The organism is Wolbachia endosymbiont of Drosophila mauritiana, assembly GCF_004795975.1.
GTDB lineage: Bacteria > Pseudomonadota > Alphaproteobacteria > Rickettsiales > Anaplasmataceae > Wolbachia.
The window spans coordinates 580775-602881 of record NZ_CP034335.1; the positions used below are offsets into that span (position 1 = coordinate 580775).

17 protein-coding genes are annotated in these 22107 nt (G+C 34.7%); 16 read left to right on the forward strand and 1 reads right to left on the reverse strand.

The window, feature by feature from the left end; all coding sequences use genetic code 11:
- Positions 1-3: 3 nt before the first annotated feature.
- The 8 genes from EJB00_RS02945 (at position 4) to EJB00_RS02980 (ending at position 6389) form a co-directional block, all read left to right on the forward strand.
- Positions 4-561, forward strand: coding sequence for a hypothetical protein (locus tag EJB00_RS02945; RefSeq protein ID WP_015588506.1), 558 nt, complete (start codon positions 4-6; stop codon positions 559-561).
- A gap of 11 nt (positions 562-572) precedes the next feature.
- Complete coding sequence (locus EJB00_RS02950; protein WP_135352718.1) at positions 573-1730, forward strand: phage tail sheath subtilisin-like domain-containing protein; 1158 nt, start codon at positions 573-575, stop codon at positions 1728-1730.
- A 14-nt stretch (positions 1731-1744) separates the two neighbouring features.
- Positions 1745-2245, forward strand: coding sequence for a phage major tail tube protein (locus tag EJB00_RS02955; protein WP_135352719.1), 501 nt, complete (start codon positions 1745-1747; stop codon positions 2243-2245).
- A 16-nt stretch (positions 2246-2261) separates the two neighbouring features.
- Positions 2262-2513, forward strand: coding sequence for a phage tail assembly protein (locus EJB00_RS02960; RefSeq protein ID WP_015588509.1), 252 nt, complete (start codon positions 2262-2264; stop codon positions 2511-2513).
- Positions 2514-2625: 112 nt separating this feature from the next.
- Positions 2626-4797 carry a phage tail tape measure protein gene (locus EJB00_RS02965; RefSeq protein WP_135352720.1) on the forward strand — a complete coding sequence of 724 codons (2172 nt, stop codon included), beginning with the start codon at positions 2626-2628 and terminating at the stop codon, positions 4795-4797.
- A 3-nt stretch (positions 4798-4800) separates the two neighbouring features.
- Positions 4801-5223, forward strand: coding sequence for a phage tail protein (locus tag EJB00_RS02970; protein WP_015588510.1), 423 nt, complete (start codon positions 4801-4803; stop codon positions 5221-5223).
- A complete protein-coding gene (locus tag EJB00_RS02975; protein WP_015588511.1) occupies positions 5201-5407 on the forward strand; it encodes a tail protein X in 207 nt (68 codons plus the stop codon). Before EJB00_RS02970 ends, EJB00_RS02975 begins: the two co-directional genes overlap by 23 nt.
- A gap of 1 nt (position 5408) precedes the next feature.
- On the forward strand, positions 5409-6389 hold the full coding sequence (locus EJB00_RS02980; RefSeq protein ID WP_015588512.1) for a phage late control D family protein: 981 nt from the start codon (positions 5409-5411) through the stop codon (positions 6387-6389).
- Here EJB00_RS02980 and EJB00_RS02985 read toward each other — a convergent pair.
- Positions 6355-6891, reverse strand: a complete 537-nt coding sequence (locus tag EJB00_RS02985; RefSeq protein ID WP_015588513.1) for an ankyrin repeat domain-containing protein — start codon at positions 6889-6891, stop codon at positions 6355-6357. The two genes, EJB00_RS02980 and EJB00_RS02985, sit on opposite strands and share 35 nt — an antisense overlap.
- A gap of 124 nt (positions 6892-7015) precedes the next feature.
- Between EJB00_RS02985 and EJB00_RS02990 the strand changes: the two genes are divergently transcribed.
- The 8 genes from EJB00_RS02990 (at position 7016) to EJB00_RS03025 (ending at position 22103) form a co-directional block, all read left to right on the forward strand.
- Positions 7016-7234 carry a hypothetical protein gene (locus tag EJB00_RS02990; protein WP_015588514.1) on the forward strand — a complete coding sequence of 73 codons (219 nt, stop codon included), beginning with the start codon at positions 7016-7018 and terminating at the stop codon, positions 7232-7234.
- A 4-nt stretch (positions 7235-7238) separates the two neighbouring features.
- Positions 7239-8156 (forward strand): patatin-like phospholipase family protein, encoded by a 918-nt coding sequence (locus EJB00_RS02995; protein ID WP_135352732.1) that lies wholly within the window; start codon positions 7239-7241, stop codon positions 8154-8156.
- 156 nt (positions 8157-8312) lie between these two features.
- Entirely contained in the window at positions 8313-13571 is a 5259-nt protein-coding gene (locus tag EJB00_RS03000; protein ID WP_135352721.1) for a SpvB/TcaC N-terminal domain-containing protein, read from the forward strand.
- Positions 13572-13655: 84 nt separating this feature from the next.
- On the forward strand, positions 13656-14867 hold the full coding sequence (locus EJB00_RS03005; RefSeq protein ID WP_136132827.1) for an RHS repeat-associated core domain-containing protein: 1212 nt from the start codon (positions 13656-13658) through the stop codon (positions 14865-14867).
- 86 nt (positions 14868-14953) lie between these two features.
- Positions 14954-15535, forward strand: coding sequence for a hypothetical protein (locus tag EJB00_RS03010; RefSeq protein ID WP_135352723.1), 582 nt, complete (start codon positions 14954-14956; stop codon positions 15533-15535).
- 244 nt (positions 15536-15779) lie between these two features.
- Positions 15780-16148 (forward strand): hypothetical protein, encoded by a 369-nt coding sequence (locus EJB00_RS03015; RefSeq protein WP_015588517.1) that lies wholly within the window; start codon positions 15780-15782, stop codon positions 16146-16148.
- 1 nt (position 16149) lies between these two features.
- Positions 16150-20874, forward strand: coding sequence for a neuraminidase-like domain-containing protein (locus tag EJB00_RS03020; RefSeq protein WP_158673914.1), 4725 nt, complete (start codon positions 16150-16152; stop codon positions 20872-20874).
- Entirely contained in the window at positions 20859-22103 is a 1245-nt protein-coding gene (locus tag EJB00_RS03025) for a coiled-coil domain-containing protein (protein ID WP_136132829.1), read from the forward strand. Before EJB00_RS03020 ends, EJB00_RS03025 begins: the two co-directional genes overlap by 16 nt.
- Positions 22104-22107: the final 4 nt, after the last annotated feature.

Here is a 22107-nt window from a genome sequence, read left to right on the forward strand (position 1 = left end):
AGAATGCCAATTTATATTAGATTTGAAAATAACAAACAGATAGAAGTAACAGTACTTGAAAATAAGCCAACTGGGAATGATTGGTATGAAGCACCAAAGAATTTCGACTGGCAAAAAAGTTATTGTTTAACAGAAGGAGGAGAAATTGCTCAGTGTACTAGAGAAGATATACAAAAGGAGTTGCTGGATAATGCGAAGCTTTGTGCATTTGATAGTATGCGTTTTTATTATGATAGCTATATTAACCAATATGCAGGGAATTCTCACCAAAAAGCTAAATCTTATGAGATTCAAGCAGAAGCCGCAAAAAACATTCTAGCAGCACCAGAATCTATAAATAAAAAAGATGCAGCAATTATAGAGCCTTTAGCAAGAGTGAGAGGAATTTCAGTAGTAGAGATGGCAAAAATAATTCAAGAGAAGGCAAAAAAAGCAGTAAAAGAAATAATGAAATGTGAAGAATTGGAAGACATCGCCAAGAAGAAAATTAAAGAAGTCAAAAGTGAAGAAGAGCTACAGACTTTGCTCGATGATTTCAGGAAAAAAATGCAAGAAAGTTAAAAAGGGAAGAAATGCCAGAAGAATTTTTACACGGAGTAAAGGTTATTGAGGTAACCTCAGGAGCAAGATCAGTACGTACAGCTAAATCATCAGTGATAGGTGTAATTGGTACTGCCCCTGAAGCTGATGAGCAAAAATTTCCACTCAATAGTCCAGTATTAATAGCAGGAAGCTTAAAGGAAGCAGCAAAGCTTGGGAAAAGTGGAACACTACCTTCTGCAATAAACGGAATATTTTCCCAAATTGGTGCAACAGTAGTAGTTATTCGAGTTGAAGAAAGTGAAGCTATTCAAAATATAATTGGTGGAGTTGATGAAGAGACTGGAAAATATCAGGGAATTCAAGCATTCCTCAGCAGTGAAAGCATAATACACGTTGCCCCAAGAATACTAATTGCACCTCAGTTTACTCATCAATTGCCTGAATCTGAAAATCCTAAAAACCCAGTAGTAGCAGCTTTGATAGGAGTAGCAGAAAAGCTAAGGGCAATAATAGTTGCAGATGGACCAAATACCAATGATGAAGAAGCCATAAAATGGAGAAAAAGTGTAGGTAGCTCAAGAGTTTACGTTGTTGACCCATGGGTTAAGGTGTTTATTGAAGGAAAAGAAGAAATTTTGCCGTCTAGCCCATTTGTAGCTGGTTTAATAGCGAAAGTAGATAGCGAACAAGGATTTTGGCATTCACCTTCAAATAAAGAAATAAACGGTATTGTTGGCACAAGCAGGCCTATTGATTTTACGCTCGGTAATACAAATTGTAGAGCAAACCACTTAAATGAAAATGAAGTAACAACGATAATTTATCAAAATGGCTATAGGCTTTGGGGAAATAGAACATGTTCAAATGACTCAAAATGGGCTTTTCTGTCAGTGAGAAGGACTGCAGATTTAATCAACGGTAGTCTACTTCGAGCTCATTTATGGGCAGTTGATCGCAATATTACCAAAACTTATATAGATGATGTGATTGAGGGGGTAAATTCTTATCTTGCAAATTTAAAAGCGCAAGGGGCGATTATTAGCGGAAAGTGTTATGCAACTCCAGAGCTCAATACACCAACAAATATTGCAAGCGGAAAAGTGTCTTTTGATTTTGAGTTCACGCCACCATATCCAGCTGAACAGATTACTTTCAGGTCACACCTTGTGAATGGCGCAATATTGTAAAAGGAGAAAGAGAGATGCTACCAAAGATCCTAAAGAATTTTACTGCCTTTGTTGATGGCCGAGGTTATGCAGGTCGTATTGATGAAATTAGCCTACCAAAACTTACTATTAAAACTGAAGAATATCGCGCAGGTGGAATGGATATACCAGTCAGCATTGATATTGGTATGGAAAAGCTCGAAGCAGAACTCACTTTTGCTGAATATGACTCAGAGTTGTTTAGACTTTTTGGTTTGATAAACAATAATGCTGTATCTCTTACTTTAAGGGGAGGATTACAAGGAAGCAGTGATGCAGAATCAGTGGTAATTAACTTAAGAGGGCTCTTTAAAGAACTTGATTTTGGTAGCTGGAAAGCTGCTGAAAAAGCAACATTAAAATGTGCAATTGCTGCCAACTACTATAAGCTTACTATTGATGGCAGAGAATTAATTGAAATTGATGCAGAAAACATGATTCGCAAGATCGATGGTGTTGATCAAATGACTTCTATGCGAACAGCTTTAGGAATTTAACTAAAAGGGTAAAATAGTGCAAAAAATTAAATTAACTGAACCAATAAAAATCGATGGAATTTTAGTTTCAGAGCTAACTCTACGCCGTCCAAAAGTTCGAGATCGTTTAGCTGTTGAACGTATGGGTAATAGCGATGCAGAGAAAGAAGTAGCACTGATTGCAAATCTTGCAAGTATTTCAAGAGAAGCAGTAGAAGAATTTGATTTAGCAGACTACAATAAGATTCAAGAAACGTTACAAGGTTTTTTGTCTCAGCAGAAGAATTGAGGTTGAGCATATTATCACTTAGCTCAATGGTTGGTGGTGGAATCAATCAGTGGCTTGATATGGATATTGAAGAATTTATTACTTGGTTTGAAAGTAGCGGAAAATTATACAAATGAAGGCAATTTCTATAGTAATTGGAGCAACACTGCAAAGCAGTTTTAATAGTACGATAGCAGGTAGCACGAAGCAACTTTCTCGTATTGGTAGTACGATAAAACAACTTGAATCATCAAGTAAATCAGTATTCAAGTTTAAACAATTAAGCCACGATGCTCTGCTTGCTAGGCGTTCTTGGAATGAACTAGAAATAAAAACAAAATCTCTTGCTCAGCAGATAAAAAATACAGGAGCACCAAGTAAGAGCCTGCAAAACGAGTTTACAAGGTCTAAAACTGCAGCACTGAAAGCTAAAACAGCTTATTTACAAAAAAGAAGTGCTCTCCACCATTTACGCACGGAGTTCAGTAAAAGTGGTAGAGATATAAAATCTCTTATTGGAGATCAAGCTAAACTTGGCTCTTCTATTCAAAAGCTTAAAAATAACTATACAGCTTTAAATTCCGTAATGCAAAAACGTAAAGGAGTTTTAGCGCAAAGAGCAAATTTTAGAGCTCAAATGATGGATGCTGTAGCGCTTGGCCTCACCCTTGCAGCACCACTTAAGGCTGCAATTAGTTTTGAGAGCGCCATGGCTGATGTAAAGAAAGTCGTAAAGTTTGAAGATAAAGATGTAAATGGTTTCACAAAACTTGGGGAAACATTAAAGGAAATGTCGCGGACAATTCCGCTATCTGCGGCAGAACTTGCGCAAATTACTGCAAGTGGTGGTCAGCTTGGTATTGAAGCTAAAGATCTTACGGTTTTTACAGACACTGTGGCCAAAATGGCAACTGCATTTGATATGTCAGCAGAAGAAGCAGGAAACGCTATTGCTAAGCTTTCTAACATTTATCAAATTAAAATTGGTGAAATGAAAAACATTGGTGATGCCATAAATCATATTTCTGATAATACTGCGGCAAAAGCTAAAGACATTGTTCCTGCATTAAACAGAATCGGTGGTACAGCAAGGCAATTTGGTTTAACTGCAGTGGAAGCGGGAGCTTTAGCAAGTAGCTTCATTAGTCTAGGTAAAACTCCTGAAAAAGCAGGTACGGCAATCAATTCAATGCTCAGTAAGCTACAAACTGCAAGTAAACAAGGTGGCAATTTTCAAAAAGCTTTTCAGCAGCTAAAAATAAATGCTAAGGAATTTGAAAAAGCAATTGGCAAGAATGCACAAGGCACATTAGTTAAGTTTTTAGAAACAGTTGCAAAACTAGGTAAGCAAGAACGTTCTAGCGTTCTCTTTGATCTCTTTGGTCTTGAATATCAAGACGATATAGCACTACTCATTGGTAGTCTTAATGAATACAAAAAATCTTTACGATTAATAAACGGGGAATATCGGGGCTCAATGCAAAGGGAGTTTGAAAATAGAGCAAATACTACAGCAAATAACCTTCAGTTACTTAAAAACTCAATAGCGGAAGTGGGAATGAATCTTGGTTCTGTATTATTACCACCTTTAAATTTTACTGTTAATCTTCTGAGGTCAGTAACTGTACAAGTAGCATTTTATGCCAAGGAGTATAGAGTACTGACTACAGTGGTAATAAGTACGATTGCAGCGTTAATTAGCATTAAAATAGCAGCTATATCTCTTGGCTATGCTTGGACTTTTGTAAAAGGTTCCTTATTCGCTTTTTTGTCTACTTGGAGAATGTTTGGATCTGTTATTACTTTAGTAAAAATAGGTCTTTCTGCAGTTTTTCCAGCAATTATTGTTGGATTTAAAGCATTGACAATTGCTTTAATGAGTAATCCTATGGGACTCGTTATTGGCGGTCTTGCTGTTGCTGCAACTTTGATAATTACCAAATGGCAAGTGGTAAAGAACTTTTTTGTTACTATCTGGGAATCAGTGAAAATTGTATGGAAGTCTTTTTCTGATTGGGTAGGAAAATTTTGGAATAATATTACTCAGCCTTTTAAAACAATCAGTAATCTGTGGAATAAAAGAAATGAGGCTAAACTAGAAGTTAGGTCTGTAAATAATATTATAAGCGACGCCCTTAAGCACCCAATTGCAGCGCACAATAAGACTATAGAGAATAAAACACACAATAATCACTTTAATATTAATATTCACCCAAGCTCTGGACAAGATGTACGTAGTATTGCTGATGAAGTAATGGAGCGAATTAGAGAGCAATTTAGTGGCGCACTTTATGATACAAATTAAATTATGTTATCTCTCGGTCCATATAGATTTTCATTAACTGAGCGAGGCTTTACACGCAGGAATGAATATCGCTGGCCTGCACTTGAGCGTATTGGGGAAAAGCCATTACTTCAAAGTATTGGTCCTGGAGAGGATATTATTGAGCTTGCGGGAGTAATCTATTCGCATTTTTCGGGAGGATTGAAGCAAATAAATAATATGAGAAATTCATCTAAACCTTTTTTACTCATTGATGGCCAAGGTAACATTTTAGGCCATTTTGTTATCATGAAAATAGAAGAAACACAGAAATATTTTTTTCCAAATGGTGAACCAAGAAAGATTGAGTTTCATTTAAGTTTGAAGCACTACGATAACGTGTTTTCAGACGGATCACTAAATAATCCAGCTGATGATATACAACTTGATGATGTATTACAAAACTAAGGAGAATGATATGTTAGATTTAATCTGCTGGAGCTACTATGGATTCAGCTCAGGAGCAGTTGAGGTTGTGTTAAGAGCTAATCCTGGACTTGCAGAGTATAAAAGTCTTCCTGCAGGATTAATCATTAAACTTCCTGTTATTCAAAAAGAGACACAAAAGCAAGTAGTAAAACTATGGGATTAAAATGACACCAGACTTTAGTATTTCAGTAGAGGGCATTTCCATCACTAAGTTGATAAAAAGTCGATTGGTATCAATGCATATTACTGATGAAGCTGGAATAATAAGTGATACTGCTGTAATTCATCTTGATGACCGTGATTCATTATTTGAGACTCCTAGAACTGGGGCAAAGCTAAATATTTTACTTGGGTATAAGGAAACTGGTATTGTGCCGATGGGAGATTACATAGTGAATGAAATTACGCTACAAGGCCCACCACAATCACTAAAGATTAAAAGTCATGCAGCCGATCTAAAAGAGTCATTAAAGGAACAAGTGTTTAATGAGTGGCATCAAATCACCTTGAATGATTTGGTAAAAAAGATTGCAGACAAACATGGCTATCAAGCTAAAGTTGCTGCGGAGTTTGCAAATATCATGATATCACATATTGATCAGACTGCAGAAAGTGATATGCACTTTTTAACCAGGCTTGCTCAAATTTATGGAGCAATAGCAAAACCTGCTGGAGGGTATTTACTTTTTGTTTCAAAAGGAAAAGCAAAATCGGTTACCGGAAAAACTTTAAGCACTATTACTTTAACACCTGCAGATATTGCAAGTTGGAAAGTAAGATTTAATGAGCGTAATCAATATGGCTCGGTTATTGCTTACTGGTATGATTATGAAAAAGCAGAGACAATAACGGAAAAAGTAGGTGATCAAGAACCAAGCTATATTTTGCGAGATATTTATGCAAGTAGTGATTTGGCACAAAGTGCAGCATCTGCGAAGTTGAATCAGCTGATGAGTAATGCAGCAACACTCAATGTCACAATGCCAGGGAGTCCTGAATTATTTGCTGAAGCAAAGATTAATCTTTTGGGGTTTCGTAAAGGAGTTTATGGTAAATGGATAATAAATAGGGCTGAGCATGTAATTGATAACCTTGGCTATCGTACTATTGTTACGGGAATAATTGATAGTTGGAAAGTAAATTGATAATTTCCTCATAGATATCTTCTTTATTATTGTTTAACTTCTCTATAGCAAGATCTAAAGGAGTTTTTTTATCTTTGTTTCTAGCAGAAGGATTTGCTCCATTTTTCAGTAGAAATTTAGCAATTTCCAGATGTCCTTTTCGTGCAGCATAGTGCAGAGCTGTCCAGCTAAAAGCATCAGTAGTATTTACATCAATGCCTTCTTCAATTAGAAATTTTACGACTTCTAAACAGCCTCCGCTTGTAGCATAGTGTAATGATGTTGCACCAAAATGACGAGTAGCATTGATATCTACTACATTTTTTATTAAGGATCTTACAGTATCTAAATTACATTTTTCAGCTGCAGTAGATAATGTTTCCAGATCATTGCCACTTACCTTACTTTTTATTGGCACATCTTTTGATAATTGGTCTGTACTAAAGTGCTGATACAGAACAATAACGCATATTATCGGTATTATTGAACTTGTTAACAATTTCCAAAAAAGGCTAGATTTCATGTTGATTATATTATTTACATCGCTTGTTTAGTGCAACTAATTAACTTTATTTTAGAAAAGATTTTTTGGACGTATTTTTGATGAATCTTGTATATGTATATATACAACTTTTCCTTTAAAAAAGATGACAAACATAGGAAAGATCCCTGTAGCAGTAATTGCTACTATGGTGATACAAACAATAGCATTGATCTGGTGGCTAGCTAAGCTCGACTTAAGAGTGCATATGCATGATAAATTTATAGAGCAAAATCAAAGGACTACAGAAATCATCTATCGCCTTGAAGAAAGGGTCAAAAACCTTGCTGAGGAAGTTAATGAACTTGAGCAGAGACAAAAATAAAAAAGTGGCAAAGTATATTTTATCTGTTGATGGAGGTGGAATCAGAGGAATAATTCCTGCCATTATTCTAGCAGAAATTGAATCTAGGACAAAAAAGCCAATTTCCCAGATTTTTGATTTAATGGCAGGCACCTCAACCGGTGGGATTATTGTTGCTGGACTTTGTAAAAGCAATAAACTTCAATACTCTGCCAATGATTTGGTTGAACTTTATCAAGAGTATGGAGCATATATCTTTCAATCATCATTTTGGAGAAAATCAATTGCTTCTTGGCTGAGTGGTTCTCAGTACTCGTATAGAAATATGGAATTTATTCTCAACAAATACTTTGGTGAAAATACTATGGCCGATGTTGCAAGTAATCTACTACTCACCAGTTATGACATTCACAATAGTTGTGAATTTTTCTTTAAAAGTTGGAAAGAAGAAAACATTAAGTTGAAAGATGCACTCAGAGCTACAACAGCTGCTCCAACGTACTTTACACCAAAACGTCTGAAAATTAGCCAAACAGAGAGAGTGTTGATAGATGGCGGAGTGTTTGCTAATAATCCAGCAGCTTGTGCATATGCAAGTGGCAAGAGATTATTTCCAAATGACGAGATTATACTGCTATCAATAGGCACTGGTGGAACAGATAGAAGTATAAAGTATGCTAACTCAAGGAAATTTGGCAAAATAGGGTGGATCAAGCCACTACTGAATGTGATGTTCGCTTCTGGATTGGATTGCGTTGATTATCAACTAGAACAAGTAATAGGTAGTAGATATATACGAATACAATCACAATTGCAAGTAGCATCAGCTGAGATGGATGATATAACATCTAAAAATATTAAATGTTTGCAGCAAGAAGCAAAGGCAATGATAGAAAATAATCAAAAAGTAATTGATGATTTTTGCGCTATTAAAATGACATGAGCTCAAGAAAAAAACTTTTTTTCTTATGAGAGATTTACAAACTTCAAAGACAAGATTTTTTTGATAAAAAAAACTTTTAAAAAATAATTTGGACGTTTTTTTTACCAATCTTGTATATATATAACATAAAAGCGCGTTTTCACGCAATCAAATCAAATGGAACATAACAAAGATACTTCACAAAAGTCTACTATTGAGGCCAAAAAGCTTGAACTGCCAAAAGGTGGTGGAGCTATAAAAGGAATTAGTGAATCTTTTGAGGCCAATTCATTCACTGGTACTGGATCTTTTTCAGTACCAGTTCCACTGCCAACGTGCCGTAATTTTTCGCCTTCTTTAAGTATTGATTACAGCTCTGGGAGTGGTAACGGAGTGTTCGGTATTGGGTTTAACGTTTCAATAGCAAGTGTTATCAGAAAAACATCTAAAAAAATTCCAACTTATGATAATAAAGATGTTTTCGTGCTTACAGGAGCAGATGATTTAGTACTCGTTAATGAGTTGAGTAATAGTGAATATAATATTACTTACTATGAGCCACGTGTTGAAGGATTGTTTGCCAAAATAGAGCGTTTGATAAGTAAAAATGATAATACGGTTTATTGGCAAGTCACTAGTAAAGATGGCAGCATTGCTATTTATGGTAAAAATAAACAAGCACAAATTTATGATCCAAAAAGTAATAGCCACATAGCAGAATGGTTACTTGAGGAATTAAGCGATGTATATGGAAATAAAATATTTTATTATTATCGCTCAAGTACAGCAAGTTTAGAAAGACAAGGTGGTGGCAGAGTAATAGATCGCATTGCTTATGGATATAATCAAGAGCATAACCATTTTGAAGTTCTGTTTGATTATGGCGAAAGTGATTTTACAAATCCAGTCGATAAAAAATATAATGAAGAAAGAAAAGCAATTCTCCGTCAAGATTCGTTTACCTTGCACACTACAGGATTTGCAGTAAGGACTGAGTTATTATGTCGAGCTATAAGAATTTATCACCGTTTTGACGAGCTTGGTAAAGAACCAAAGCTAGTAAATGGAACGTACTTTGATTACGACGAAAAACCAACAATTACGTATTTAAGAGCGGTAAAGCAGGTTGGCTATTATGAAAGAGGAGAAAAAAGATTTACTAAGACTACGCCAATTCTAGTTTTTTCTCATACCAGCGATGATTCTACCTACATTTCAACAGTTTCATCGGTAACACTCAAGAAACCATCTAAACAGCTTTTGCAGATTTTAAAAGAACAAGATTTTGTCTTTTCAGAACAAAATGCAGAAATTTCTGAAGAAAACTCAAATTGGAGAATCAAAGACAGTGAAAAAACTCTTGTCATAAAAGAAAAAGGAAATTTTTTAGACCTTCACAATTCAAATAATAGAAACTCTTTTAAACCGGTAAAAATTCAAGGGTTTGCTGGGTACCTAAATGACCGAAGATTTCAATCGGTAGATCTATATCAAGAAGGTATTGAAGGAATATTATATAACGATGGCAACACAATCCTTTATTTCAGACCAAATGGTGATGGAGAGTTTGCTCAAGCTAAACTACTGGAGCGTTTTCCATCGCTGCTTCGTAAAACTACTTATTCACTGACGAGCTTAGAAGGTAACGGTGAGTTACAGCTTTATGTGAATGAAAGTGGTTTTCAGGGTTACCATGATTTTGATGGTAATAGTAAATGGAGTGAATTTAAGCCTCTTGAATCGCAAGTAGTCAATCTAAGTAGTGAAATTCAAGAGATGATAGACGTCACCGGAGATGGAAGAACTGATGTTGTAGTATTTGAAGGAGAAAGCGTCAGAGTATATCCATCTGCTGGTAAAAAAGGATACAAAAAAGCTATTTACAGTAAAGTGCCAAAAGATCTACCAAATCAACGTGCCAGTTCAGAGAGTACTTTAGTACGCTTTGCTGACATGTTTGGTGATGGCAAAAGCCATCTAGTTAAAATAGAAAATGGTAAAGTAGAATGTTGGCCAAATCTTGGCTACGGTAAATTTGGTGAAAAAGTTGTATTTAAAAATGCTCCATATTTTAGGGATGGGTTCAATGTCAAACGTTTATACTTTGCTGACATTGATGGATCAGGTACTACTGACTTAGTCTATGCAAATCACAATAGTTTAGATATTTACTACAACAATAGTGGCAATTCATTTAGCAAGCCAGTTAATCTAAAGCTGCCTATTGATTATAATCATATTAGTAGAATTGAGTTTGCTGACATTCTAGGGAATGGTACCAATTGTTTGCTTATTAGTTATCTTGATCAAAACTTAAAGTTACAACATTTATACTATGATTTTTACAATGGAGTAAAACCGCACTTACTGAAGCAAATAGATAATAATATGGGTAACATTACCCGTCTTCATTATGCAGCTTCTACTAAGTTTTATTTAGAGGATAGAAAAGAAAACCGCCCGTGGGTAACAAGTCTGCCGTTCCCAGTACAAGTAATTGAAAAAATAGAAACCATAGATAATATAGTAGGAAGTAAACTTACCAATAAATATCGCTATCATCATGGTTTTTATGATTATACAGAAAAAGAATTTCGAGGTTTTGGTTTTGTAGAAAATTGGGATACAGAAGATTTTTTCATGATCAATCAAACCGAAAAAGAGCATTATGTAGCGCCAATTTACACTAAGACTTGGTATCATACTGGAGCTTATAAAAAGGCGAAAGATTTAGTTGAAAGTTATAGAAAAGAATTTTACCAAGGGGATGAGAAAGCCTTAAGAATCACTCCTCAGGTATTTGATGAAAATATCATCTCAATAGAGGACAAAAGACAGGCATACCGAGCTATTCAGGGGCAAGTGCTAAGACAAGAAGTATATGGTTTGGATGAAAATCCTGATCTTTATCAGCATCCATATTCGGTAACAGAGTCCAGTGCTTGTGTAAAATTGCTACAATCTAGTACAAACAGCTCTCATAAAGTATTCAAATACGGAATATTCTTTGTGAATTTACAAGAAACTATCAGTTATCACTATGAAAGGAATTGCTGTGATCCACGTATTCAGCACGATTTTGTTTTAGAAGTAGATGAATATGGTAATGTCATTAAATCAGCAAGTATTACTTACCCTCGACGAAACCAATCAGGCAATTATTCAGAACAGCAAAAACTACATGCTACTTTAGAATATAACTTTTACGTTAATAATACTAAAGAATTCTACTTACTTGGAGCTCTCTATAAATCACAAGCTTTTGAGATTGGTGGCCTAAGAGTTGCAGTTAGTGGTTATACTAATATTAATGACTTAAGGACTCACGTAACACAGTCCTTGCAAAATACGATAAAATTTGAAGAGAACTTAAATTATACGAGTCCACAAGTAAGACTCTTAAGTGAAAGTCATAATTACTTTTGGAATAAAGAACAAACTAAAAACTTAGTACTTGGCTTAGTAACTCAGCAAGCACTTCTCCACCATACTGAAGCTATGGCATTTTCAAATAGCCAAGTAAAAGAAGTATTTGCCGGAAAAATCGCATCTGATCAAATGCTAAAAGATCTTGGCTATAAAAAAACTTCTGACTTTTGGTGGGCACCAAGTCCGACACAATACTATTATGGTAGTGATAAATACTATTTACCTGAAAAAGTAATTGATGTTTTCGGTAGCGAAACAGCAGTTATTTATGATCAGTATAATTTACTGCCAATAAAGACGATAGTAAAAGCAACTGAAAGCTCAAGTTATGAAACGACAGCAGAATATGATTATCAGCGCTTAACGCCAATAAAGCTCACTGATCATAACGATAATGTTTCAGAGATTATTTTAAATCCGCTAGGAGTTGTAATTGCTACTTCTATTTATGGCAGTGAAAACGGGGAAAAGAAAGGTGATAAACCACTACTCGGATATCAAGTGAGAAAGAATCCAAATTTTGAAGGTGTTTTAGGCACAGCAGCAGGAGCAAATGGCCCTGAGTACTATTTACAGAGTGCGACAAGTTTCTTTTATTACGATCTTGAAGCATGGAGAAAAAATGGCCAACCTGTGCATGTGATTAATTTGCAGAGAGAAACTCATGTTTCAGAGGACACATCTACTCGAATAAGGCAAATTGTAACTCACATTGATGGATTTGGTAGAAACCTTGAGACTAGAATGCTCACTGATTCTGAGAGTAAAAAGTGGCTAGCATCAGGGAGAGTTGTATATAACAATAAAGGTACGGAGGTGAAAAAATATGAACCTTTTTATAGTAACTCACCTTTTTATGACCTCGAAGAGAGCATGCGTAATCAGGGAGTATCTGACACTCTTTATTATGATCCTCTGCTGAGGAACATTCGTATTGATACAGCAAAAGGTTTTTTCAGCAAAGTAGAATTTGATTCATGGAGTACAAGGAGTTTTGATCTTAATGATACGGTGAAAGATTCAACGTACTACAAAGAATTCAATGAAAGATGGAATAGAGCAAGTACAGCAGAAAAAACAGCTTTAAAAGACGAAAAAGATGCACTGGACAAAGCGGAAAAACACTACAATACGCCAACAATAGAGCATTTAGATAGTTTAGGAAGAAAGTTTTTACAGATAGAGATTTTAAGCAATAACGAACAAAGCAATGTAGAGTTAAAATCCCACGTCAAACTTGATATTCAAGGAAATGAACTAGAAAGTGTTGATGCAAGATTTTACGAGCAAAATCAGGGTAAGGAAGAAACTGAAAAAATAAAAAATTTTCGCCATGTTTATTCGATATCTGGACTGTTAAAGAGTAGCAGTATTGATGCTGGAGAAACCTGGAATCTAGCAAATGTTGCAGGGAGTAGCGTATACAATTGGGATGGCAAAGGATCACTTACTTACACAGAATATGATAAATTACAACGGCCAATAAAGGTAAAAGTTACTGACAAGGACCTAAATTTAAATGGCAATGTCGTCGAAAAATTCTTTTACTCTGAAGACATTCAAGATAAGGCTACCAATCGTTATGGAACGCTTATTGCCCATTACGATCAAGCAGGACTAACTGAAGCTAAAGAAAATGATTTTAAAGGTCAGACATTAAAAAGTAGCTACATTCTGAGGAAGAATTATAAACAAGAAGCAGATTGGCAAAACGTTGAAAGTATTGTTACGGTACATGCAGATCTTGAGCAGGAAGTGTTTAATTCCACCGCTCAGTATAATGTCTTAGGCGAAATAATTGAAAAAACAGATTCGCAAAATAATGCTCATATTCCAGTTTACGATATTGCAGGCAGAGTAAAACAAATTAAGCTTAAAAAAAGAGAAGAAACAATTAATAAAGAATACGTTTCAGACATTAGTTATAATCCTAAAGGTCAGCGTACATCGATCACCTATGGCAATGGTGTTGTTACCAGCTATAGCTATGATCCTAAAACTTTTTGACTCACTAAGTTAGAAAGTCAAAAAGGACAAAAAAAATTACAAAGTGTCAACTATACATATGATCCAATAGGAAACATTACTACAATGGAAGATGAGTCTTATAAGATAATTTTTCCAAATAACAAAAGCATAGATACTAAGTCCGATTATCATTATGATTCGCTTTATCGACTGATTGAGGCAACAGGAAAGGAACATCCGGCGCTAAGTGGAAAGGAAGAAATTATTACACCGATTCCGCATCTAAATAACCAAAATGCGATTAGCAATTACACGGAATATTATGACTTTGATTATGGAAGTAACATTACGAAAATTAGGCATAACGGGAAAAATCGTTCCACTAAAGAGTTTTACATCTCAAATAAATCCAATCGTAGTTTGCCAATAATAGATAGAAGATCTGTCAATGAAAGCAATATAGATGAGAGTTATGATGAAAGGGGTAATTTACTTAAGTTTCATGGTTCACAAAATTTGCATTGGAATTACCGAGATAACATAGCTTACGTTGATATCATAACTCGCCCAAGTGGTAAAAATGATAGTGAATACTATGTTTATGACAGTAGTGGACAACGGGTACGAAAAGTTACTGAAACTTATCAGAATAACGAAAAAAACTCTACTCGAGTAGAAAAAATCTACTTTGGTGATCTTGAGGTTATGAGAACCTATCAAGAGAGTAGTTTAAGTAAAGAAAAATACACTGTTCATGTTGCAGATGATAAAAGTAGAGTAGCTTTGCATCATTACTGGACTCGTGGAACACTTGATGAAACTAGAAATAGTCAAAGTCGTTATCAGCTGAGTAATCATTTAGATTCAGTAGCTTTGGAATTAAATGATAATGCTGAAATTATAACCTACGAGGAATATCTGCCATTTGGTGGCACAGCGCTAATTGCAGGCAAAACAGCTCGTGAAGTAACGGAAAAAGAATATAGGTATTCGGGGAAAGAGAAAGATGATTCAACGGGTCTATACTATTACGGTGCAAGTTACTATGCACCATGGCTTCTCAGGTGGATTAATCCTGATCCTGCTGGGACTGTGGATGGGCTAAATCTTTATCAGTTTGTTAAGGGGAATCCCATTAATAGTGTTGATATTGGAGGAATGGTAGAGGAAGAGTTAAGTTCCAAAAAGAGACCACATGTTCAGACATTACAGAAAGAAGGTAAAGATGAGATAGAAAGCGCTGTGGAAGGTCTCTTATTAGACGATACGCATGAGCAAAAAAAAATTAAGCTTGCTGATAACGATCAGTCAGAAGAGCGGGCAAAAAATATGTAATACTTATTTCTGCAGGAGACCTCTCGGAAGCTTTAGCATGAATAAAACAGAGTGGAGAAGAAGGTGGTAAGCTTCTAGCTAAAAGAATGGTAGTTACCACTTATTTTAGTGATGCTGAGTCAAAGAAACAGTACTCAGATTACGATAGAAATAAAAGTGAACTTCTGGAAAAAGATGTTACTATAATAAACGATATGAATATATCTGAGAATAGTAATTCCATAAAAGAGTTAGAACCTTATCTAACTGAAGGCAGTCAATTACACTTTCACATGCCTAGAGTACCTAGAGCAACATCAGGATACTCAACTCAACAATTAATTAAGGATTTTTTGAAAATACCGTCACGCCTTGATATTAAGGATACACAAAACCTAGAGCTCTCCCTAACAGTTCCTCACCCTAAGATGTATCAGGCAAAAATATTCAAAGGATTGTATGGCCTATACAAAAAATCGCCGAAAGATAATTTCTATAAAGTTTCAGAAGGAATAGAGGATCTTGAGACTGTATTAAGTGACTCGGAATCGGATAATGAAGAAGATCTTTCTTCTAAGTTTGATTATAAACACAAACAATCGACGTCAGATGATACCGCAGACGTAGCCAAAAATAAGAAAATGTTCATATTTTGGTGGAGAAAAGCAAGTAGACTAAATTGGTCATGACACGCTCAATTCAAGATCAAGTTATAGAATATGCCTTAATCCATAGTAATATTAGTAAATTAAAGAAAGATACTAAAAAATCATTATTAAACATAAAGTAATTAGAAAATTATAGAAGACCAAAAATGATAGAGTTAAACAGTAGCTTTTGTCTTCAGCTGAAAAAGAAGGAGTCTCCTTTTTCTGGCTAGACAATAGAGTTCTTAATTAAGAGCATGTAATCAGCAATTATACGGAGAAAATCATGATCAACAAAAACACACCCAACAGTTCTCGAATTCTCTTAGAGAAGATGGGAATAGAAAGCGTTGAAGAAGCTGAAAAATTACTCAGTTTTAAAAATGAAAATGATGAGTATTTATATGACTCAGCATTTAAAATTACAGATTTATGTGAGGATATCTTTATTGAAAAAGTAAAAGACACAATCACAGAGCAAGAAGCGAAGGATATTTATCAGAAGGCCTTAGCAAGGAGAGAATTTGTCTCCCGTTATATAGAAAACGCCAGAGAAATGACCGAACCACATTATAGAGCACTACGCGTTTGTAATATCGACCATGATACTGCAGAGAAGTGCGATGCAATTATACACAGTTTACAAGGGGAATAATATGACAACAGATAGCAACGTAGTTGAAACTATATTTAAGACTAAAGAAAGTTATAACGAATGTGACCATTGCCAGTCAGTTTTAAGTCCAGCAGCTTATTTTGTTAAGTTGGTTGAAACTATTGAAAAGTATATTCCAGGGCATAAACTTAAAGAACGTCGTCATGACTTATTTGAGCTTCCACTAGATTGTAATAGCACTAACAAAACAAAGTTATACCTGGAAATTGCTAATGAAATAATGGAGAATAATCTGAATAAGAAACTAGGTGGCAATGCTCTAGAAAAATTAGCTAAAGCTAAGTATCCATTTAATCTACCAGCAAATTTTCCTTTAGTTAGCATATGTGCTTATCTTGAAAAGCAGGGTATAAATTTAGCTGATGTATATAAGGTACTGGAACCAAAAGCTGATAGTATAGCAGAATCTTTAGGCCTTTCTCCAGAAGAGTACGAACTTATTACTACTCCAAATCATGACATAAGCGAAGTTTATGGTATAAGTAAAAGTGAGCTTAAAAACGTTGAGAAGTTCATTGCTCAAACTAATATAGACTCTGATAAATTAAAGCAGCTAATTGACTGCTATAACAGAATTGATCCTACCAATAAGCTAAGTATCAATTCTGGTACTATAGATAACATTGATCAGGCATTAGGCTTTCTACATCGCTTTATTCGTCTTGCAAATAAGCTTAATTGGTCGTTTGATGGACTGTGTAATGTATTGCTTGCGGTTGATAAGAATGAAATTGATGCAAATTCTTTAAAGGAAATAAGTAGAATCAAAAGCTTGCAGGAAAAGCTAAAAAAGCCTTTAAGTGAAGTATGTAAGCTATATTCTAATGCTTCCATATCAATAGAAGGAAGTAAGAGTGAAGAAGATGCTAACAATGCAGCAGAGTCTTTACTCTTTTTACAAGGAGTAAAAGAATCAGATCTAAAGAAAGCATATGGTATAAAGGAACCTTCTGAACCATTTAAAGAAGAAAATTTTGATGAATTCATTGCAAGAACTGGAATCAAACGTCAGGAAGTGGAATGGCTGCTTGATAACTATAAATCTACTACTCATAGCAAGAAAGCCAAGAAACAAGAAAAAATTAGTGTTAAAGAGCAAAAGTTTCTACACAACTTTACTCAGCTTGCTGGGCAACTAAAATTGTTATTTGGTAAGTTAAACACGATGATTGCAGAGTTACCAAGTGAATTTAAGCTTAAGGATTTAGTTACAAACACAGATAATAGTACTATACTAAAGAAAATTTGGAATATTAGTGATAACGAACTCATTTCTTTGGTCAACTATAACGATGAAGTTTCTGACAAAATTGGAAAATCATTAATCTCAGAAGTACATAAGCAAATCCTGCTAGCAAGGTTGATGAATATATCAACAGCAGAAATAGTACAAATTTTACTGCAGCTAAACATCACTGATCTAAATCTAGATAATATAGAGCGTATTTTTGAATTAAATAATTGGCTAAATAACAATTCTATTACCATTGAGCAATTAAACACATTGATCAACTCTTCTGCACTTTCTCACCAGCATATGAAGGAGATAAATGAGATAGAGGAAGAAATAGAAAAGAATCAAGAATTAGAAATCAGAAAAAGGCTAGACTCGTTAGTGAGTCACGCTGAGCTTGCTGGTGAGTGGAAAATACAAATAGAAAAAATACTGGAAGAATCAGAAATCAAAAAATTAAAAAACAGAGAGAAATTAGATGCGTTGATGAATAATTCTACACTTTCTGTGGATTGTAAAACGAAAATAAAAGGTATATTGGAAGAATTAAAAAGCAAAGAAAAATTAGATTCGCTAATTAATGACTCTACACTTTCTGAAGAATATAAAATAAAAGAAATAATAGAAAAAACGGAAAACAAAAAACTAACAAGCAAGGAAAGGCTGGATGCATTAATCAATGATTCTACACTTTCTGAAAAATGCAAAACAAGAATAAGTGAGGTAATAGAAGAACGAGAGAATCTTCATAATGAAATACGTAAACATTTTAACATAAGCTCTGACGTATTAGCCGCAGCTCATCAATTTACAGAAAAGCAGCCAACAAATTTGCAGTTATTAAGACTTGAGTCTCCAAATAAAAATATTGTTCATGATGTAGGTATAATTGGCAATAAGGCCGTTTTTCTTGGAAAGAGTGAAGTACACAGCAAAAATTCTGTAGAGTCTTCAATGGGTGAGCCACGAAAAAACGTAGCAGTAGCAACAATTGGCACTAAGACTATTTTCTTTTGTGGTAAGAAAAGTGAAAATGAATACTCACAAAAAATAGACATCTACGATGAAGAAGCCAAAAGCTGGATAACTAAGGCAGCCAGCGAGGCACGTGATAGTGCTGCAGTTGCTGTTGTTGGCAACAAAGCTATTTTCCTTGGTGGAAATAAAGATAATAGACGATGTTCATTACAAGTAGACGTCTATGATAATGGCGTGTGGACAAAACATACAGCCAGTGAAGCTCGCTCAAATGCTTCGGTTGCTGTAGTTGGTGAAAAAGCCATTTTCTTTGGTGGTAAAATTAATAAAACAAGATCAAGTGCGATAGATATATATAATAATGGAGAATGGGTAAATCGCACAGATACAGCTAGTGAAGCACGATCAAACGCATCAGTAGCTATAATTGATACGAAAGTTATTTTCTTTGGTGGTAGTAAGAGTGATAACCAATGTTCTTCAAAGGTTGATATCTATGATAGTAAAGCTGAAAAATGGACAACGCATACAGTTAGTGAAGCTCGTGAAAATGCATCAGTAGCTGTGGTTGATGGCAAAGCTATTTTCTTCGGTGGTAAAGTAGGTCAAACGAGATCTAATAAAATAGATATTTATGATGCTAAAACTGAGAAATGGATAGAAGTTCAACACGTTGCCAGTGAAGCACGTGATATGGTGCAAGTTGCTATAGTTAATAAACAAGCTATTTTCTTTGGCGGAAATAAAGGTGATCAAGAATATTCTAAATATATAGATGTCTATGATGGCGCTACTGACAGCTGGAAGTTTACAGGTGAGATTAGCAGAGCGCATAACAACGTATCAGTAGCTGTAATTGGTACAAAGGCTATATTCTTTACAAAGGAGATGAATAATAGAATTGCTGGCCAAGTATATATTTACGACTCTACTGGTTATTCTGTAAATAATTCTATAGCTAAAAACTGGACAAGACGTGTTGCAAAAGAAAACGAGATGCGTGACGGTTTGTTTGCAAAAATCACAAATAGTACAAAGTTCTCTGGAAAAATAGATATTTATGATAATATAGCTAAAACTTGGAAGACTGTTGATGTTTATAAGCCTAGTGAATGTACTTCGATAGACATTCGAAATAATAAAGCGATCTTAACTTGCAAAGATTCATCTGGAAGAACATATGAAGAAACGTACTCAATAGACTTATCTATAACTTACGATGCAATGATTGAAGAACTTCTAAATAATGTTGCAGTCTTTACAGTACTGAAGCTTAGTGCAGAGGATATAAAAAGCATTACAAGTCATTCAGCCATTTATGGCCTAAAAGCAACATGGACAGAGAAGCAGATTAAAACCCTTTCAAATCATAAAGCATTGCAGGATGCTTTTTCTGGTAATGAACTTACTCTATCACAATACACAGAATGGCTACGTGACAGTTATGATGAAAGCAAAGTTACAGAAAAAATAGCACAGCTTGCTAATTGGGATAAAAAGTTACTAAATCAAATCAAAGAAATTGATGCTTTTAAAAAATGTTTCAGTAAAGAAAATCATCCTATAGACTCTTTGCTAAAAATTAAGTCTCTTGTAGATATGGCAGAACAAACAGGTATTGATGGTCAAATTTTACTAGAACTAAAAGACTTACATAATTTGCCATCATCTACTGGATGGAATAAGTACAATAACATTGAAAGGAAACTACGGGAATCGCTAAGTTATGTAGAGGGAGTGAAAGAACATCTAGAAAACCAGAAGCGCAATATCCTATCAAACTATATGCTGTACACATATTCTGAGGTCAAAAATAAGAATATGCGAGGTCTGTATGCGTTCTTATTGATTGATGTTGAAATAAGTGACTGCTCAAAAATCTCCCCACTTAAAGCAGGGCTAAATAGCCTTCAGCTATATATTCATCGTTGTATATTAGGGCTAGAAGAAGGAGTAGCAGTTAATTCTGAATTAACTGAAGAAATGTGGGACTTATTAGATAATTATAGAGAATGGGAGGCAACTAAGAAAATTGCATTATACCCTGAAAATTACCTCAACCCTACACTACGTAAATCTGCAACAGCAGAATATAAAGCATTACAGAATACTTTAATGCAAGGAAATATGACGGAAGAAGCAGCAGCTTCTGCATATATTAAGTACTTTGAGGATTTTGCCCAGCTTGTGAACTTACAAGTAGTTGATATGTATTTTTCAAAAGAAGATAAAAAGTTATATGTAATAGGCCGAACTCAGGCAGAACCTTATATTTACTATTATCGTGTTACTAATTTTGAAAGTGATCAGGCACAAGATTGGCTAGCTTGGGAAAAAATTGATACAAAAATGCCAGTTAGTATAGCAAGGGTAATTCACGCATTTGGTAAAGTATTTATTTTTTGGCTACAAAAAACCGAAAAGGAAAAGCAAATAGAAGATGTGTCAATTATTGACTCTACTTTAAGTGTAAATACATGTTTAAAAAGTTAGATGGTAGTTGGTCAGCTCAGCAAAAATTGCCATATGATGTTAAGATAAGTGAAGAATTTGAGTCTGAAGTAAGGCAAGATTTATATTGGATAGATTTGCATGAAAAACACATAGCGGGAAGAAGCGAAGACGACAAAAATAATGCTTATTGTGAAAGCGAGATCAAAAGATATAAAGATTTAATAAAAGGTAAAGTTGAAGAATTAAAGAGTTATAAATTTTACGGAAAACTTAATGTAATTCTTAACGAAGAGCAAGAAGTACTAATAAAGTCTATGGAAAAAGGATTCCAAAATAGTGAGTTTATTTTGATGAGTAACCTTGAATCAATGTATAACGGGGAATACTCACTTACAGAATCAGAATATCTTGCTCATAAGTCAAAAAACTTAGAAGAGGCAAGAAAGAGTATAGAAGATTCATGCAAAATACAAGAAGAGCAGTATGATAAAAAGGTTGAAGCCGAAAAAAAAGACATAGAAGACAAGATAAAATTGAAAGATGAAAGAATAGAAAGTTTGGGCAAAGAAAAAGAAAAGCTAGAAGGCGATAGAAAAGTACAAGAGGATGAGAGGAAGGGAAAAGAAGGGCAAAGAAAGGAGCTTCAAGATGTAATAGATTCGATAACAGAAAGAAAAAAGAAAGAGGATGAATTAGAAAAACAAGTAGAGGGTTTAAAGGAGCAATTGGATGACTTACAGAGAAAAGAGTCAATAGAAGATGGTTTACCACAAACACCGGTAGAACCAGGAAAGCTAAAAGAGGCAACAGATAACTTAACAGAGAGACTAAAAAAGTCAAAAGAGGTTGTTGCAAGCAAGAAAGCAGAAGTACTGGGCGAGCTAAGCAATATAGAAACTGAGACTACAAAATTAACGGACAGAGAAAATAATTTGTATGATACAGTAGTAAAGCTAAAACAGCAGATTGATGATTTGCAGGAAAAAGAGTCAATAGAAGACGGCTTGTCACACGTATCGGTGGAAAAGTGGAAATTACAGGAAGCAATAGATAACTTAATAGAGAGACTGGAAAAATCAAAACAAATTGCTGGAAGTGATAATACATCAGTACAGGTACAATTACAGAGCTTAGAAGATACTGTGAAAGCCTTAAATTCAGCAAATCAAGAAGATCAGAAGCTAAAAGAAGTGGAGGATTTAAAAGGGCGGTTGGATAATTTACAGCAGAAGGAATCCATAAAAGATAATCTACAAGAGTACCAGTAATAAA